The sequence below is a fragment of the Hymenobacter siberiensis genome (assembly GCF_018967845.1).
Taxonomy (GTDB): Bacteria; Bacteroidota; Bacteroidia; order Cytophagales; family Hymenobacteraceae; genus Hymenobacter; species Hymenobacter siberiensis.
Genome location: NZ_JAHLZZ010000001.1, coordinates 2,611,849 through 2,625,723 on the forward strand (window position 1 = coordinate 2,611,849; position 13,875 = coordinate 2,625,723).

The 13,875-nt window shown below is 60.3% G+C and carries 14 protein-coding genes; 4 read left to right on the forward strand and 10 right to left on the reverse strand.

Translation table 11 applies throughout. The annotated features are described in order from the left end of the window. Positions 1 to 128: 128 nt before the first annotated feature. The 4 genes from KQ661_RS11260 to KQ661_RS11275 all read right to left on the reverse strand — a co-directional run bounded on the left by KQ661_RS11260 (position 129) and on the right by KQ661_RS11275 (position 2,988). A complete protein-coding gene (locus tag KQ661_RS11260; protein WP_216727088.1) occupies positions 129 to 1,061 on the reverse strand; it encodes an enhanced serine sensitivity protein SseB C-terminal domain-containing protein in 933 nt (310 codons plus the stop codon). A gap of 233 nt (positions 1,062 to 1,294) precedes the next feature. Continuing rightward, the gene (locus KQ661_RS11265) at positions 1,295 to 1,690 is read right to left on the reverse strand and encodes a c-type cytochrome (RefSeq protein ID WP_216725929.1); all 396 of its coding nucleotides are present in this window, start codon (positions 1,688 to 1,690) and stop codon (positions 1,295 to 1,297) included. A 140-nt stretch (positions 1,691 to 1,830) separates the two neighbouring features. Further along, on the reverse strand, positions 1,831 to 2,526 hold the full coding sequence (locus KQ661_RS11270; protein ID WP_216727089.1) for an SCO family protein: 696 nt from the start codon (positions 2,524 to 2,526) through the stop codon (positions 1,831 to 1,833). A gap of 6 nt (positions 2,527 to 2,532) precedes the next feature. Next, positions 2,533 to 2,988: a hypothetical protein gene (locus tag KQ661_RS11275; RefSeq protein WP_216727090.1), complete on the reverse strand. Its 456-nt coding sequence runs from the start codon at positions 2,986 to 2,988 to the stop codon at positions 2,533 to 2,535. A 236-nt stretch (positions 2,989 to 3,224) separates the two neighbouring features. On the opposite strand from KQ661_RS11275, the gene KQ661_RS11280 reads away from it, so the two are divergent. Further along, on the forward strand, positions 3,225 to 4,217 hold the full coding sequence (locus KQ661_RS11280; RefSeq protein ID WP_235726963.1) for an aldo/keto reductase: 993 nt from the start codon (positions 3,225 to 3,227) through the stop codon (positions 4,215 to 4,217). A gap of 266 nt (positions 4,218 to 4,483) precedes the next feature. Here KQ661_RS11280 and KQ661_RS11285 read toward each other — a convergent pair whose 3' ends face one another. The 3 genes from KQ661_RS11285 to KQ661_RS11295 form a co-directional block, all read right to left on the reverse strand. Then, positions 4,484 to 5,125: an IS630 family transposase gene (locus KQ661_RS11285; protein WP_216727091.1), complete on the reverse strand. Its 642-nt coding sequence runs from the start codon at positions 5,123 to 5,125 to the stop codon at positions 4,484 to 4,486. Continuing rightward, the gene (locus KQ661_RS11290; protein ID WP_216690426.1) at positions 5,044 to 5,433 is read right to left on the reverse strand and encodes a COG3415 family protein; all 390 of its coding nucleotides are present in this window, start codon (positions 5,431 to 5,433) and stop codon (positions 5,044 to 5,046) included. Before KQ661_RS11290 ends, KQ661_RS11285 begins: the two co-directional genes overlap by 82 nt. Before the next feature lie 215 nt (positions 5,434 to 5,648). Continuing rightward, positions 5,649 to 7,097 (reverse strand): diadenylate cyclase, encoded by a 1,449-nt coding sequence (locus KQ661_RS11295; RefSeq protein WP_216688462.1) that lies wholly within the window; start codon positions 7,095 to 7,097, stop codon positions 5,649 to 5,651. A 194-nt stretch (positions 7,098 to 7,291) separates the two neighbouring features. Between KQ661_RS11295 and KQ661_RS11300 the strand changes: the two genes are divergently transcribed. Beyond that, on the forward strand, positions 7,292 to 7,549 hold the full coding sequence (locus tag KQ661_RS11300) for a hypothetical protein (protein ID WP_216688463.1): 258 nt from the start codon (positions 7,292 to 7,294) through the stop codon (positions 7,547 to 7,549). Here the strand turns inward: KQ661_RS11300 and KQ661_RS11305 are convergent, their stop codons facing one another. From KQ661_RS11305 to KQ661_RS11315, 3 genes are all read right to left on the reverse strand, one after another. Then, positions 7,550 to 8,851, reverse strand: coding sequence for a BaiN/RdsA family NAD(P)/FAD-dependent oxidoreductase (locus KQ661_RS11305; protein WP_216727092.1), 1,302 nt, complete (start codon positions 8,849 to 8,851; stop codon positions 7,550 to 7,552). It abuts the gene before it with no gap. Between the two features lie 127 nt (positions 8,852 to 8,978). Then, the gene (locus KQ661_RS11310) at positions 8,979 to 10,766 is read right to left on the reverse strand and encodes a chloride channel protein (protein ID WP_216688465.1); all 1,788 of its coding nucleotides are present in this window, start codon (positions 10,764 to 10,766) and stop codon (positions 8,979 to 8,981) included. A gap of 187 nt (positions 10,767 to 10,953) precedes the next feature. After that, the gene (locus KQ661_RS11315; RefSeq protein ID WP_168673288.1) at positions 10,954 to 11,496 is read right to left on the reverse strand and encodes a TetR/AcrR family transcriptional regulator; all 543 of its coding nucleotides are present in this window, start codon (positions 11,494 to 11,496) and stop codon (positions 10,954 to 10,956) included. A gap of 689 nt (positions 11,497 to 12,185) precedes the next feature. Between KQ661_RS11315 and KQ661_RS11320 the strand changes: the two genes are divergently transcribed. Together KQ661_RS11320 and KQ661_RS11325 are read left to right on the forward strand one after the other, a co-directional pair. Next, complete coding sequence (locus KQ661_RS11320; RefSeq protein ID WP_168673287.1) at positions 12,186 to 12,764, forward strand: TetR/AcrR family transcriptional regulator; 579 nt, start codon at positions 12,186 to 12,188, stop codon at positions 12,762 to 12,764. Positions 12,765 to 12,766: 2 nt separating this feature from the next. After that, on the forward strand, positions 12,767 to 13,846 hold the full coding sequence (locus KQ661_RS11325; RefSeq protein WP_216727093.1) for a 2Fe-2S iron-sulfur cluster-binding protein: 1,080 nt from the start codon (positions 12,767 to 12,769) through the stop codon (positions 13,844 to 13,846). Positions 13,847 to 13,875: the final 29 nt, after the last annotated feature.

Genomic DNA, 13,875 nt, shown 5'->3' on the forward strand with positions numbered 1-13,875 from the left:
AAAAAAAGAGCGTCATGCTGAGCTTGCCGAAGCATTTCGACCGCGAAGCGTAACTAATTACTGCTGCGGTCGAGATGCTTCGGCAAGCTCAGCATGACGCTCTGAGCATTCGGTGACCAGGTAACTGCTTAACCCGCTTTGTAAAACGGCTCAATGGTGCGGAAGTACGGGTTCACGCCCTCTTCCGAATTCATATCCAGCAGCATCAAATCCACAAACTGGAAGGCGTCGGTCTGGCCCTGAAGCACGGGGCCGAGGTCCTGCATAAAGCTGGGGTCGGCGGCGGTGCTGGTAAAGGCGAGGAGCAGGCGGGGCACCTCGGGGTTGTTGGCCAGCTGCATCTGGGCCAGGAAGGCGGCTTCGATGTGGGGCTGGGTAACGGCCCAGGCGGCAATGGCGTCGGCCACGGCCTGTGGGTAGTCGGCGGGCTGGCTCAGCATCACCTCGGCATCGCCGCCGGCCGGCGAGAGCGGGCCGGTGAGCTGGCCGTTGAGCAGGGCCGCCAATTCGTCCTTGGGCAGGAGCTTGCCGGCGGGCGAGAAGGGGTTCAGCACGCAGTCTTGGCCCTGCACCATGTTAAAGAACGCATGGCCGGGAATGCGGACGTAGCTCACCAGGCCATTATCCACGCCGCCATCGGTGAGGCGGGGGGGTGAGGAGAAGATGGGTAGCTTACCATCGTTGAGAATCTGCAGCTGGATTTCCTGGCCTTCGGCGAGCACGACCTCGCCGGTCCCGATGCCTTCCATGGGCGCCAGAATCATCAGGATTTCTTCCTGCAACAGCGCCTGATAAAAGGCGGGGCGGGCGTTTTCGTCCGTTGCGGCCAGCAGCAGCAGCTGCTCCAGCACGTTCTGGGGTTCGAAGGGGAAAGGCTCCGGCTCGGGCATCTGGAAGGTGGGCACGGCCGGCACGCCCTCTACCGGGGCCGTGAACTTGGCACCCTGGTAGCGGGGACCGCCGGCGGGCTTTTCGGCCGGGGCCGAAGATATGGAGGGAACAGCAGGAGTAGCTGGCGTTTCGTCGCCGGTTTTGTTTTTGAGGAAGTCGAAGAGGCCCATGGGGAATTCAGAGTTGCTGGTGGATTGGGGTGCAATCTACGGCGAAAAACGGGTTCGGGGAGGGGGAAATGAGGGTTGGGCGTGTGTTCGGATAAGGAAAACGGAACCAGTCGTTTGTCATCCTGAGCGCGGCGAAGGACCTTATCCCGTTTGGATTATCGCAGCTGTCCAGATTTGATAAGGTCCTTCGCCGCGCTCAGATTGACAAATAATGATAAACGCCTGAATGCCCCTCAGTGGCACTTATCAATCTGAGCCTGCACGTCACTAATAGTGCGCGGAGCTCCTTCGTTGCCCCAGTGGCTCTCAATGTAGTTGAGCAAATTGGTGAGCTGGGCGGGGCTCAGGCCCTTGTTGCCGGGCATGATGTTGTGGTAGCCAACGCCGTTCACCACAATTACCTCGTTCTGCCCATTGCGGAGCAGGCAGGCCAGCTCGTCGCGGTGGTCCACCAGGTAGTCGGCCCCGGCCAGCGGCGGGATTAGGCGGGCCAGGCCCTGGCCCTGGTCGCCGTGGCAGCTGGCGCAGTGCTGGGCATAGAGCTTTTCGCCCTGGTGGCGGTTGTTGCTGAAGCAGCCGGAGAGCAGCAGGAGCAAGGCTGGGAGCAGAAATTGGGGGCGAAAGGGCATTGAGTAGTAAAAAACTCGGGTTGGTGCGTAGTTACCGATGTAGGGGCGGGGCTTGTTCCCGCCCGGACGGTCGCATCGTTACAACGGTGCCGTTCAATGGCGGGCGGGGACAAGCCCCGCCCCTACATCGTGCTTCGTGCTTACTTCCCGGTCACGCCCTTTTTGCGCCCGTCAATCTCGGTCAGCAGCACCGGGATTTCGGCCAGCAGGCGGGTCACTTCCTTGGGATTGAGGCTGTCGTAGAGGCCGCGAATACGGCCCTGGTCGTCCACGAGGGCGAAGGTACCGTTGTGGGCGAAGCCGCCGGGGGCCTGCTGGTCGGGCTGGGCGGCGGTGAAGTAGGCTTTAGCCAGCTGAAATACCGTGTCCTTGGCCGTGGGTTCGCCGTGGGCCCCGGTGGTGGCAAAGTGCCAGCGGCTGGCATCCGTGATGCCGAGGCGCTGGGCGTAGTCCTTGAGCACGGGGATAGTGTCGTGGGCCGGGTCGATGGTGTGCGACAGGATGGACAGGCGCGGGTCCTGGCCGAACTTGGCGTACACTTTCAGCAGCTCAGCCTGCATTTTGGGACAAATGCCCGGGCAGGTGGCGAAGAAGAAATCGGCCACGTAGGCCCGGCCGGCGAAGGTTTGGTTGGTAATGGTCTGGCCGGCCTGGTCCACGAGGCGGAACCGGGGCACGGTGGCAAACACGGTATCGGCGGGGCCGCCGTCGGCGCGGGGGCGCACGTCGCGCTCACCCATAATGGGCAGCGTGACGGCCTCTTTGGGCGGCTCGGTGCAGGCGGTGGTGAGCAGGGTGGCGGCCAGGGGGGCCAGCAGCAGGAGGCGTTTGAACATCGGGAGTTACTTGGAAGAAGGCCGGACATCGCCGGCGGCGGGGTGCTCGGTGGTGAAGCGGGTGGCCGAGTCGAGGGTCGATTTATACTGGCGCTGCACGGTATCGAGCACCTGCCGCTGCTGCTCGAAATAAGCCAGGCGGGTGGCGGGTGCGGCCGTGGTATCGGGCGCTTTGTACTGGTGCATCCAGCCCATCATGGCGGCATCGGCAGCCAGCAGGCCGTGAATGTAGGGCGATACAGCCTCGGTGTGATAGCCGGAGAGCTTGGCTTTGAACTCGTAGAGCTTGCTGGTTTGGGCCATCAGGGAGTCGTGCTGGTCCATGAGGGCCATTTCGGCGGCGCTGGCGGGCGAGGCCGCCCCGTTTTCGCTGATGGGCTTATTGGGGGAGGAGCAGGCGGCCAAGACGGGCACGGAGGCCACGACGGCGGCGCGGAGCGCATTTTTAAGGAAGCTTTTCACGGGGCAAAGGTACGGCCGGTAGCCATGAGGGAAGGGTGAGGCGCGTGGGAGGCAAGGGATTGGAATAGGTGCGAAATCAAAAGTGGAAGTAACCAGTTTGTCATCCTGAGCGTAGCGAAGGACTTTATCACGGCTGAGGCCTTTTGTTATTAATGCAAACAGCTCAGCGGTGATAAGGTCCTTCGCTACGCTCAGGATAACAGATTTAAATTCACCAATCCACCAAATCACCATTTATGAAAACCCGCCAACTGGGCCGCTCCGGCCTTACTGTATCGGCCCTAGGCCTGGGCTGCATGGGCATGTCCGACTTCTACGCCGGTCAGGACGATGCCGAAAGCACCCGCACCCTGCACCGCGCTCTGGAACTGGGCGTCACGTTCTTCGATACCGCCGATATGTACGGCCCCTTCAAAAACGAGGAGCTGGTGGGCCGCGCTTTCAAAGGCAAGCGTGACGGCATCATCCTGGCCACCAAATTCGGCATTCAGCGCGACCTCAATGACCCCACCCGGCGCGGTATCAACGGCCGGCCCGAATACGTGAAAGCAGCCTGCGAGGCCAGTCTCAAGCGCCTCGGCACCGACCACATCGACCTGTACTACCAGCATCGCGTGGACCCCAACACGCCCATCGAGGAAACTGTGGGGGCTATGAGCCGCTTGGTGGAGGAGGGCAAAGTGCGCTTTCTGGGCCTGAGCGAGGCCGCGCCGGCCACCGTGCGCCGGGCCGTAGCCGTGCACCCCATCGCGGCCCTACAAACTGAATATTCGCTTTGGAGCCGCGAGCCGGAGGACGAGATTCTCCCTGCCATGCGCGAGCTGGGCGTGGGCTTCGTGCCGTATTCGCCGCTGGGCCGGGGCTTCCTCACGGGCCAGATTAAGCGCTTCGAAGACCTGGCCGAGGATGACTATCGCCGCCACACACCCCGCTTCCAGGGCGAAAACTTCCAGAAAAACCTCGATTTAGTGGCCCGAATCAATGACCTGGCCAAGCAGAAACATTGCACCGCTAGCCAGCTGGCCCTGGCCTGGGTGCTGGCCCAAGGCGAGGAAATTGTGCCCATCCCCGGCACCAAGCGCGTGAAATATTTGGAAGAGAACCTGGGCGCACTGGAAGTGGAACTGACCAAGGACGAGCTGGCCCAACTGGATGAAATCGCGCCGAAGGGCAAAGCCGCCGCCGGCCAGCGATACCCCGAGGCCATGATGGGCTCGGTGAACGGGTAATGCCTCACATTGCGAGGCCGCAGGTCGTGGCAACCGAAGGAAAGCGTAGCTAATCCGTTCTCTGAATGCGACCAACCCTGAGATGTGACAAAATCCCGGTACTGTGCAGTACCGGGGTTTTTGTTGCTGACAGAAGTTTAGCAAGGACTTTATAAGTAGTGTGAAATGCTGCGGCAAGTTCAGTTTTTGGCCTATCATTGCGAGCGCACAGGCCATGGTAACGAAGGAAAGTATAGCTAAACCGTTCTCTTAGAGCAGTTTCCAATTCAGTGTACATGATAGCCGCAATGGTCAAACCAGTTTTTGGCATCGTGCTCGCTTATCCATTCGGCCGCCGTGCGAATGGCTTCTTCCAGCGCATCACGGGTGCGGGCCTGGGCCTTGCGCAACCAGGTTTTAAGTTTGCTGAAGGCCAATTCAATCGGGTTAAAATCGGGGGAATACGGGGGCAGATATAGCAGCCGCGCCCCGTATTTTTGGACCACCTGCTCCAGCCCGTCTACCTTGTGCACGGACAGGTTATCGAGCACGACCACGTCGCCCGGCCGCAGTGTGGGACCCAGCACCTGGTCGAGGTAGGCCGTAAACACGTCCCCGTTGACGGCGCCGTTCACGCTTAACAGGGCCCCGAGTCCGTTGGGCGTGAGCGCGGCGATGAGCGTCACGTTGGGGCCGCCGTGCAAGGGCACGGCCTGGTCCACGCGCCGGCCCTGCGGGGCGCGGCCGTAGCGGCGGCAATAGGTCAGGTTGGTGCTGGTCTCGTCCACGAACACGAAGCGCGTCCAGTCTTCCGCTTGCACGGCCTCCACGAACGAGCGGCGCAAGGCTACGACCCGCTCCGTATCGCGTTCGGCGGCGTGAACGCTTTTTTTTTGCGGCCCCAGCGCATGCTTTCCACGGCCCGCCACACGGCCGTGCGACTCAGGGCCGGCCCGCCGGCCGCCGCCAGAGCCGCCCGCACCTCGTCGAGCGTCGCGTCGGGCTGCTGGCCCAGGCAGACGAGCAACTGCGCCCGGCCCGCCGGGTCCAGCCGTGGCGCAGGACCGCCGCTGGGCGGCAAGGCCGCCACCGAACCCGTGGTGCGCTGCCGGCACAAGAGTTTGTCCACAAAGGAGATGGATACCCTAAATTGGGCCGCCACCTGATAAATGCGGACCCCTGGCAGGGCACAGGCGGCCACCACGCGCTCCCGCAAATCAATCGAATAGGCTTTCATACCGAAAAATAGGTGAAAATCTGTACACGGAATAGGAAACCGCTCTAATGCAACCAATTCCGAGATGTGACAAAGCTTTTTTCAATAACAGAACGCCCCGGTACTGAGTAGTGCCGGGGCGTTCTGTTATTGAAAAAAGCATCTGGTTTTGACAGGACGGATTGACGCCGCTTAATTCGCGGAATATCGTGCCCCCTCGCAATGACAGGCGATTCCTAGCTCGGTAGCAAATCAATCCAGCCATCCTCGCTCACCACCACGGCCAGCACGGGGTATTTGCTGCTGCTCACGTAGCGCAGGGCCCCGTTGTAGCGCGAGCCCCGGGAGGAGTCGCCTCTTTCGGTGGCCAGGCCGTCGAGGATGACGCCGATGGCGTGGCACATGGCGTTGGGCTCGATGAGCACGGCCCCGTCGATGTTGGTGACGAGGCGCAGCACGGAGGGCGTCATGATGCGCGGCACCACGCGGAAGCTTTGGCGGGTGAGGCGTTTGGCCTCGTTGACCGCTCCGGTGGTGATAACCAGGATGGTACCGTTGGGCTGCTTGGTGGCCTGCTGGGCCAAATCCCAGAGGTAGCCAATGCTGTCGTGGTCGAGGCTGGGAAATACGATTCGCACGATGCGGGCGAAGTTTTCGGCCGCCACCTGGCCCTGGGGCAGGCGGGGCGTGTTGCTCACCACGCGCATGAGCACGTGGCCGGCGTGGCTCACCTCCCAGCTGTAGTGGTTGGTGAAATGCACCGTCACGAGCGGCTCAAACTGCGAGTCGGACTCGGGCACGAGCTGGCCCAGGCCAAAGACGTGCGAGGCATCCGAAATCAGGGCCGTATAGCCTTCGCTCAGTTCCAGCAGCTTGCGAATGGAGCGGTGGTCGCGCATGGGCACGGGCGTTTCCAGCGTGAGCACGGGCACCACGGCCGGGTGCTGGCGGCGGCTCACCAGCATGGTCCCGATGCCTTCGTCGCCCTCGTGGCGCAGGGCGGCCACGCCGTTGCAGGCGTCGTACAGGCCATGGGTGCCGGCGGGGGCCACGCGCAGCATCAGCCGGCGGCCGGCCGAGCGCAGCACTTCGTTGTAATCGCGGTCGAGGACGGGCTGGTCGTTGTCGGCGGTGTCGGCTTCGCGCAGGGCGCGGGTGCAGTCGTGCAGAAATTCCAGCACGGCCGCGTGGGGCAGGTTGGCGGGACGGCCCGCGCCGGGCTTGGGCAGCGCGTAGTAATTATCGTAGCAATCGGCCGACATCTGCAGCACCACCGTCACGAGGTAGCCCTGCAGGCTCACCGGCGTAGAGCAAAACGAGCGGCGGCTTTCGTGGCGGCTGGTATTAATGTTTTGCAGGATGCTTTCGGTGGCCTGGCACATCAGCTCGTACCAGTGCTGCTTCTCAAACCGGTCGTGGTCGTTGGGGTGCAGGTGGTACACCGAGCCCTGCGGGCCTTTATTGGCTTCGAGGGCCGTGGCATTGGATTTCACGTCCCGAAAATCGGCCGGCGAATAGCGCACGGAAACCGGCTCCAGCACTACGGAATCGGGCTCGTCGCCTTCCTTGGCCGAGGCAAATCCCAGCAAGAAAACCTCGGGCCGCAAATTGCGGTCGAGGAGATTAAAAACCCCCTCGGCAAAGAGTTGGGCAGAAACGCGAAACAGACTTTGGTGTTCCCACATGGGCAAATACAGAACGGCCGAACCCCGCTGCGGGCCCGACTTCAGCCCGAACTACGCAAAAAATGGCCGGATAGTGGTCTGCCGAAACAAATTTCCTGCCTGACTGCTTAAATCATTTATCCAAAAGCCGTATCTTCGGTACCACGCCGGCTATGGTAGCCGTCTCGCCCTCACCTCTCCAACTCCGCAAGCCTATGCCTTTCATCGACATGCTTTTTGTGGTGGTGGTGGCCATATCTTTTATTCCGATTTTGACCGGGTACTGCGCCGATAGCCGGGGCCGGTCGTTCTGGCTATGGTTTGCGCTGGGCTGGCTGCTGCCGCTGGTTTCTTTCTTCCTGCTGTTTGCCCTCATCGCCCGCGACGAACTAAATCCCGGCCGCCGCCTGCTTGGCGAAGCCCGCGAAATCCTCCGCGAAGCCGATAAAAAAGCTAAAAAGCTCCGTGTTTAATCAGGAATAAGGAAGGTTATCATCCTCATTCTTCATTAAGCGCAACGCCACTCCACGCGCCACCCACGCCCCGGTACTGAAGCAGCCCTGCAGCAGGTAGCCGCCAGTCGGTGCCTCCCAGTCCAGCATTTCGCCGGCCACGAAGGTGCCGGGCCGCAGCCGCAGCATCAGGTGCTCGTCTACGGCCGCGAAGGCGACGCCGCCTGCCGTAGAAATAGCCTCATCTAGGGGCCGCAGACCGGCAACGTGTAGCGGCACCGCCGTGAGCAAGGCCGCCAACGCTTCCGGATGCAAAGTCGCCGCCTCGGGGGCTACCTCGCGCAGCAGCGTGGGCACGGGTGGCCCCAGGTGCAGCGTTTTCTTCAAAAACTCCGGGAAGGAGGCTTTGCCGCGCGGCTGCCGCAGCTTTTGCAGGAGCGTGGCAGCGGGGAGGTCGGGTTTGAGGTTGAGGTGCAGCACGGCCGGCCCGCCCGCCGCCCGGGCGGCCCGCACCCCGGGAGTGAGGGCGTACACCGGCGTGCCTTCCAAGCCGTAGTCGGTGAGCATGAGCTCGCCGCGCACGGCCGGGCCGTCGTTCACACGCAGGGCAATGTTTTTGAGCGGTGCCCGGCCTACTTTTTCCTGGAAGAAGGACGACCAGCCTACTTCCGCGCCGCAGTTGGCCGGCGCGAAGGGCACTACCGGCACCCCAATTTCCTCCAGCAGCGGTACCCACGCGCCGTCGGAGCCAGTTTTGGCCCAGCTTGCGCCGCCCAGCGCCAATACCGTAGCCGTGGGCTCGATGATGAATTCGCGGCCGGCCCCGGCTCGGGTACTTTCATCGCGCAGGCGCAGGCCGGTAGCGCCCGCAAAGCCTAGCCAGCGGTGGCGGGTATTGATTTCAACGCCCAGCTCGCGCAGCTGCCCCAGCCAGGCCCGCAGCAAATCGGCGGGCTTGTGCGCCGCTACCGGAAAGATGCGCCCGCTGGTACCCACAAAGGTTTCAATGCCCAAGTCAGCGGCCCAGGCCCGCAAATCAGCCGCCGAGAAGTGCTCCAGCAGCGCCCCGAAGCGGGTGCTTGCGGCCCCGTAGCGCCCAGCAAAATGCGCGGCATCTTCCGAATTGCTTAGGTTGAAGCCGCCGTGCCCCGCCACCAGAAACTTGCGCCCCACGGTGCCCTGCGCTTCAAAAAGCTGCACTTTCCAGCCGCGCCCGGCCAGCCACTGAGCAGCCAGCAAGCCCGCCGGGCCGCCACCGATTATCGCGATGCTTGGTGAAGAATTAAGAATGAGGAGTTGAGAGTGAAAGGTGAAAATAAACAACCTCACAAAAGTAAATCCCTCATTCTTCATTCCTCATTAAGAACCTATCCAAATAGGGCGTCATGCAGAGCGGAGCGAAGCATAACGTGCTTTTCAGCGCCTATTTAGACAGACTTCAAGTGTAGCATCAAGCCTCACTTTCCTGAATCAGCTGCTTGCGGTAGCGCGCCAGAATAGCCGATTTCAGAATGAAGCCCAGGTAGCGGCCGTCCTCCTCACAAACCGGCAGGGCCCACGCCCCGTGGCGGTCGAGCAGGCTGAGGGTGTGTTCCAGGTCATCATTGGGGCCTACTACGGCCGGGGCGGGCTTCATCAGCTCGCGCACACTGGTGGTGCCGTAGTGGGCATCATCAAAGAGCGCATCGCGCACCGAATCGAGGCTGACCACGCCCAGCAGCCGCCCCCCGGCTGCCACCACCGGAAACAAATTGCGCGACGAATGGCGGAAAATATCCACCAGTTCGCCCAGCGTCGTTTTGGGCCGCACGGGCACAAAATCGGTTTCGAGCAGCTTGCGCGGGTCCAGCTGGGCCAGCAGGCCGCGGTCGCGGTTGGCATATACGTCCACGCCCTTCAGCGTGAGCTTGCGCGTATACACCGAATACGGCTCGAAGTATTTGGTAATCAGGTAGGAGCTGCTGGTAACCACCATCAGGGGCACAAACAGCGCGTAGCCGCCGGTAATCTCGGCAATGAGAAAAATGGCCGTGAGCGGCGCATGAATCACGCCCGCCAGCGTACCCGCCATGCCCAACACCACAAAATGCACCTCCGGAATGTGTACCAGCCCGCTCAAATTGATGAGCCGGGCAAAGAAAAACCCCGCCAGTGCCCCCGCAAACAGCGACGAGCCGAACATGCCGCCGTTGCCGCCGCCGCCCACCGTAATGCTCGTGGCTACCACCTTCAGCATCATGCTGAACAGCACCAGTACTAGCAGCAGCCAGGGGTTATTATCCTGATAAACAGAGAATATACTGCCATCCGTGATTTGGTCGGCGTGGCCGCGCAGCAGCAGCTCCACCGTGTTGTAACCCTCGCCATACAGCGTTGGAAACAGGAAAATAAGCCCGCCCAGCGCACTGCCCGCCACGAGTACCTTGCGCCAGTTCAGGCCCGGCCAACGCTCAAAAAAGCGGTCGAACCAGTGGTAGGTCCGAATCATATACACTGAAAAGAAGGCCGTGAACAGCCCCAGCAGCACGTAAAACGGCACCGCATCGACCGGCCAGCTGGTGGTGATGAGCACGAATGGCTGGCCTTCGTACAGGGCTTTCGAAATCACCGTGGCCGTGGCCGACGAAATCAGCAGCGGAATGAAATACTGCGCCGGCAGCTCCAGCAAAATGGTTTCGACCGCAAACAGCACCCCCGCGATGGGCGAGTTGAAGATGGCCGCCACGCCCGCCGCCGCCCCGCAGCCCGTGAGCAGCCGCCGCCGCCGCCGGTCCAGGTGCAGTATCCGCCCCGCGTTGGAGCCAATGGCCGCGCCCGTAACCGAAATTGGGGCCTCGGTGCCGGCCGAGCCCCCAAACGTGACCGTAAAAAAGGCCGTCACCAGCTGCGAATACAGCTTGGAGCGCGGGACCACGCTGCCTTCCCGGGCGGTGTTGTAGATGATGGGGGCAATGCCGCGCCCCAGCTGCCCGCCCAGAAACAGCTTGGTGAAAAGAACCGTGAGCGCAATGCCGATAACCGGGTACACCGAAAGCGCAAATACCCGGTTGGGCTCCGAAATACCCATGCGCAGCATCTCCTGGGCCCAGTGAACCGAGTTTTTCAGTACCACTGCCGCGAGGCCCGCCGCCGCACCCACCAACATGCTCAGAATGAGCATATACATCCGCTCACTGATGTGGCGTGCCCGCCAAAGCAATAGCGGGCGCAGCAAGCGGTGAACGGCGTGATGGGGCATGGGCAAGAAAAGTGAACGGCACTTTTACCAACGCAAAATTGGGAACCGTAGATGTAAACGTTGAGAAGCCGGCCTTTCACTACCCGGGTAGCAGCTTATTCAGTAAGGGGTTTTTATTATTTAATTATTTGACAATCAATTGGTTGTTTGCTGATAAAAGCACGCTGAATTTTTATCAAACCTTGCTTTATTTGGGTAGCGGCAGTCCCTGCACATACGTGTTTTTGAGGTGTTCACCCACGCGCAGCAGGCTTTCATCGTGCTCATACAGCAGGTTGCGCCACAGGCTCTGGATAAGCAGCAGCAGCCGCAGCGTCATCATTTCCGGGTCATCAGTACCCAGCTGTACAAAGGCCTGTTTCAGGAGGCTATCAATGGGGCTCATGAAGCGCTGAAAATACTTCTGTACCAGTGGCTTGCTAAACTCCTTGTCCTGCACTTTCCAGAAATCGGGCTCGTCGTGCACCAACTTGTAGGGCAGGTCGATGGTCTTCTCAATCAGCGCCCGGGGGTCTTTCTCGGCGAGAATGCCCCGGTTGGCTTCCACAATGCGCTGGAAGCCCTGTTTAATCAGGTACTCAAAAAGCTTCTCTTTGCTCAGGAAATACTTGAACAACAAGGCTTCGGAAACCCCGGCCGTCTTTGCGATGAGCAGGGTAGAGGTATTGTCGTACCCGCGCTCACCGAAGAGCTGCAGGGCCGTTTGTTCGATTTTAGAATGACTGGTCATTGGCCAGACCGGATGAAGAAGATGAATGCCCAAAATAACGGCTTCGGGCTGGGAAAATGCGAGTTTTAGGTAAGGTACTCTAAGCCATCCGGATTAAAAACCCCAATGGCTCAGATTACCCCCAAAAGGTACAGCCGGCTAAATCGAACGTATTCGATTTAGCCGGCTGTAATAGGCTGATAAACTGGTTGTTGGAACCCTCTAGCGCGAAGGCAACGTCATTTTCAGCAAATGTTTCCAGACGGGGTGGGAGTTCATCTGGTTAAACAGAACGTGGGAATTTGGCTGCCTGGCAAATGGGTGAGATGTTGCTCGGCAGCGAGACAAAGGTAGGGAAGCTTTTGTTTTCTAAAATGAGTGTTAGCTCACTATCTGTAAGTGAACACTCACTAGACTGATAATTAAGACGATAAAATTATTGAAAATATGATGTTACTTGCAAAGTAGTGGGAAACTGTGGTTGCATTGCCAAAATATGCCGAGATGATTGGCGCTTACCCAACCCTGCGGGTGGCCGGAATGAGCGCCAGGCAATAACAAACATTTGTTAGTTTAATAGGCGGCTGTACCTTTGAGCTACCCAATTCCCACCCTTCGCTTTCTCATTGTATGGTCCTCAATTCTGATATTGAGCAATTTGCGCTGTATTGCAGCCGGACTGCCACGCCCTGTCCTTGCCCGCTTAGCGCATGAGCAAGAAACTGAACAAGCGCCAGATTATTCTGGACGAGGCCGCTAAGCTATTCAAGCTGAAAGGCTTCGGCGGTACGTCGATGCGTGACCTAGCGGGCGAAGTGGGCATGGAGGCAGCCAGCATGTACAACCACATCAAGTCGAAGGATGAGATTCTGGAGCACCTCTGCTTTCACGTTTCCGATACCTACATCGCGCAGCTGGCTGATGTGGAGCAGATGTCCGGCTCGAACGGCGACAAGCTGAAGCAGCTGTTGCGCCTGCACATCAACCTGATGCTGGAGGACGGCGCGGCCGTGTCGGTGGCCAACAACGACTGGAAATACCTGACCAGCGGCAAGCTGGAGCAATTTAAAGACGCCCGCAAGCAGTACGAGAAGGGCTTCGCGGCGCTGATTGAAAGCGGCATCGCCGCCGGCGAGTTTCGGCCCGTGAATGCCTCGGTGGCGTTGTTCACCATTTTGTCGGCGGTGCGGTGGGTGGAGCTATGGTACCGGCCGGGCCGGGGCGTCACGGCGCAGGAGCTGGAAGATGATATCATGACCATTCTGTTGAATGGCCTGGCAAAAAATTAATAATGAGCCGCTTCCATAAAGTAAAAATCAAGCGCATTCAGCGGGAAACCCCGGACAGCGTAGTGGTATCGTTGGACATGCCGGTGGAACTGCGCGAGACGTTTGCGTTCACGCAGGGGCAGTACCTCACGTTTCGGCGCGAGCACAATGGCGAGGAGCTGCGGCGCTCGTATTCCATTTGCAGCAGCCCGCTGGAAGGCGAGTGGCAGGTGGCCATCAAGAAGGTGCCGCAGGGGCGGTTTTCGTCGTTGGCCGTGGATGTCTTGCGCGTGGGCGAGGAGCTGGACGTGATGCCGCCCGCCGGCCACTTTCACACTTCTTTACATCCGGAGCAGGTCAAAAACTACCTGTTTTTTGCGGCCGGCAGCGGCATTACGCCGGTGTTCAGCATCATCAAAACCGTGTTGCTCACTGAGTCGGGCAGCCAGGTTACGCTGGTGTACGGCAATCGGGGCCGCAATTCCATCATTTTTAAGGAAGGCATCGAAGGGCTGAAAAACCGGTTCCTGAACCGGCTCAGCGTGTACCATGTGCTGAGCCGTGAGCAGGGCGAATCGGACCTGTTGTTCGGCCGCATCGACCAGGCCAAGGCCGCGCAGTTTCTGGACAAGATTGTGCCCGCCAGCCAGGTTGACGAGTGCTTCATCTGCGGGCCGGAGGATATGATAAACGGCGTGCGTGCCGCCCTCACCGAGGCCGGCGTGACGCTGGATAAGATTCACTTCGAGATGTTTGGCTCGGCCAATGCCGGGGCCGCCGGGGCGCCCAAGCCCAAGCTGCCGCCCGTGGGCGAAGACGACAAGCATAGCCGCGTAACGGTGCAGCTCGACGGCAATACCCGCGTGCTGGAGATGTCGTACTACGGCAATACCATCCTCGATGCGCTGCTGGAAACCGGCGTGGATGCGCCGTATTCCTGCAAAAACGGCATGTGCAGCACCTGCCGCGCCCGCGTGACGGCCGGCAAGGTAGAAATGGACGTAAATTACTCCTTGTCGGATACAGAAATAGCCAAAGGCTACGTGCTGACCTGCCAGGCCCGCCCCACCACCGAAACGGTAGCGGTGGACTTCGACCAGTAGTTGCCAACGCTTTAACGCCGCCGGATGGA

Excerpts from the sequence above, each read along its gene's own strand:
- KQ661_RS11315 (WP_168673288.1), bottom strand. The coding sequence starts at position 11,496 with ATGACCAGTCATTCTAAAATCGAACAAACGGCCCTGCAGCTCTTCGGT.
- KQ661_RS11325 (WP_216727093.1), top strand. The coding sequence starts at position 12,767 with ATGAGCCGCTTCCATAAAGTAAAAATCAAGCGCATTCAGCGGGAAACC.
- KQ661_RS11320 (WP_168673287.1), top strand. The coding sequence starts at position 12,186 with ATGAGCAAGAAACTGAACAAGCGCCAGATTATTCTGGACGAGGCCGCT.
- KQ661_RS11300 (WP_216688463.1), top strand. The coding sequence starts at position 7,292 with ATGCCTTTCATCGACATGCTTTTTGTGGTGGTGGTGGCCATATCTTTT.
- KQ661_RS11295 (WP_216688462.1), bottom strand. The coding sequence starts at position 7,097 with ATGTGGGAACACCAAAGTCTGTTTCGCGTTTCTGCCCAACTCTTTGCC.
- KQ661_RS11265 (WP_216725929.1), bottom strand. The coding sequence starts at position 1,690 with ATGCCCTTTCGCCCCCAATTTCTGCTCCCAGCCTTGCTCCTGCTGCTC.
- KQ661_RS11270 (WP_216727089.1), bottom strand. The coding sequence starts at position 2,526 with ATGTTCAAACGCCTCCTGCTGCTGGCCCCCCTGGCCGCCACCCTGCTC.
- KQ661_RS11290 (WP_216690426.1), bottom strand. The coding sequence starts at position 5,433 with ATGAAAGCCTATTCGATTGATTTGCGGGAGCGCGTGGTGGCCGCCTGT.
- KQ661_RS11310 (WP_216688465.1), bottom strand. The coding sequence starts at position 10,766 with ATGCCCCATCACGCCGTTCACCGCTTGCTGCGCCCGCTATTGCTTTGG.
- KQ661_RS11260 (WP_216727088.1), bottom strand. The coding sequence starts at position 1,061 with ATGGGCCTCTTCGACTTCCTCAAAAACAAAACCGGCGACGAAACGCCA.
- KQ661_RS11280 (WP_235726963.1), top strand. The coding sequence starts at position 3,225 with ATGAAAACCCGCCAACTGGGCCGCTCCGGCCTTACTGTATCGGCCCTA.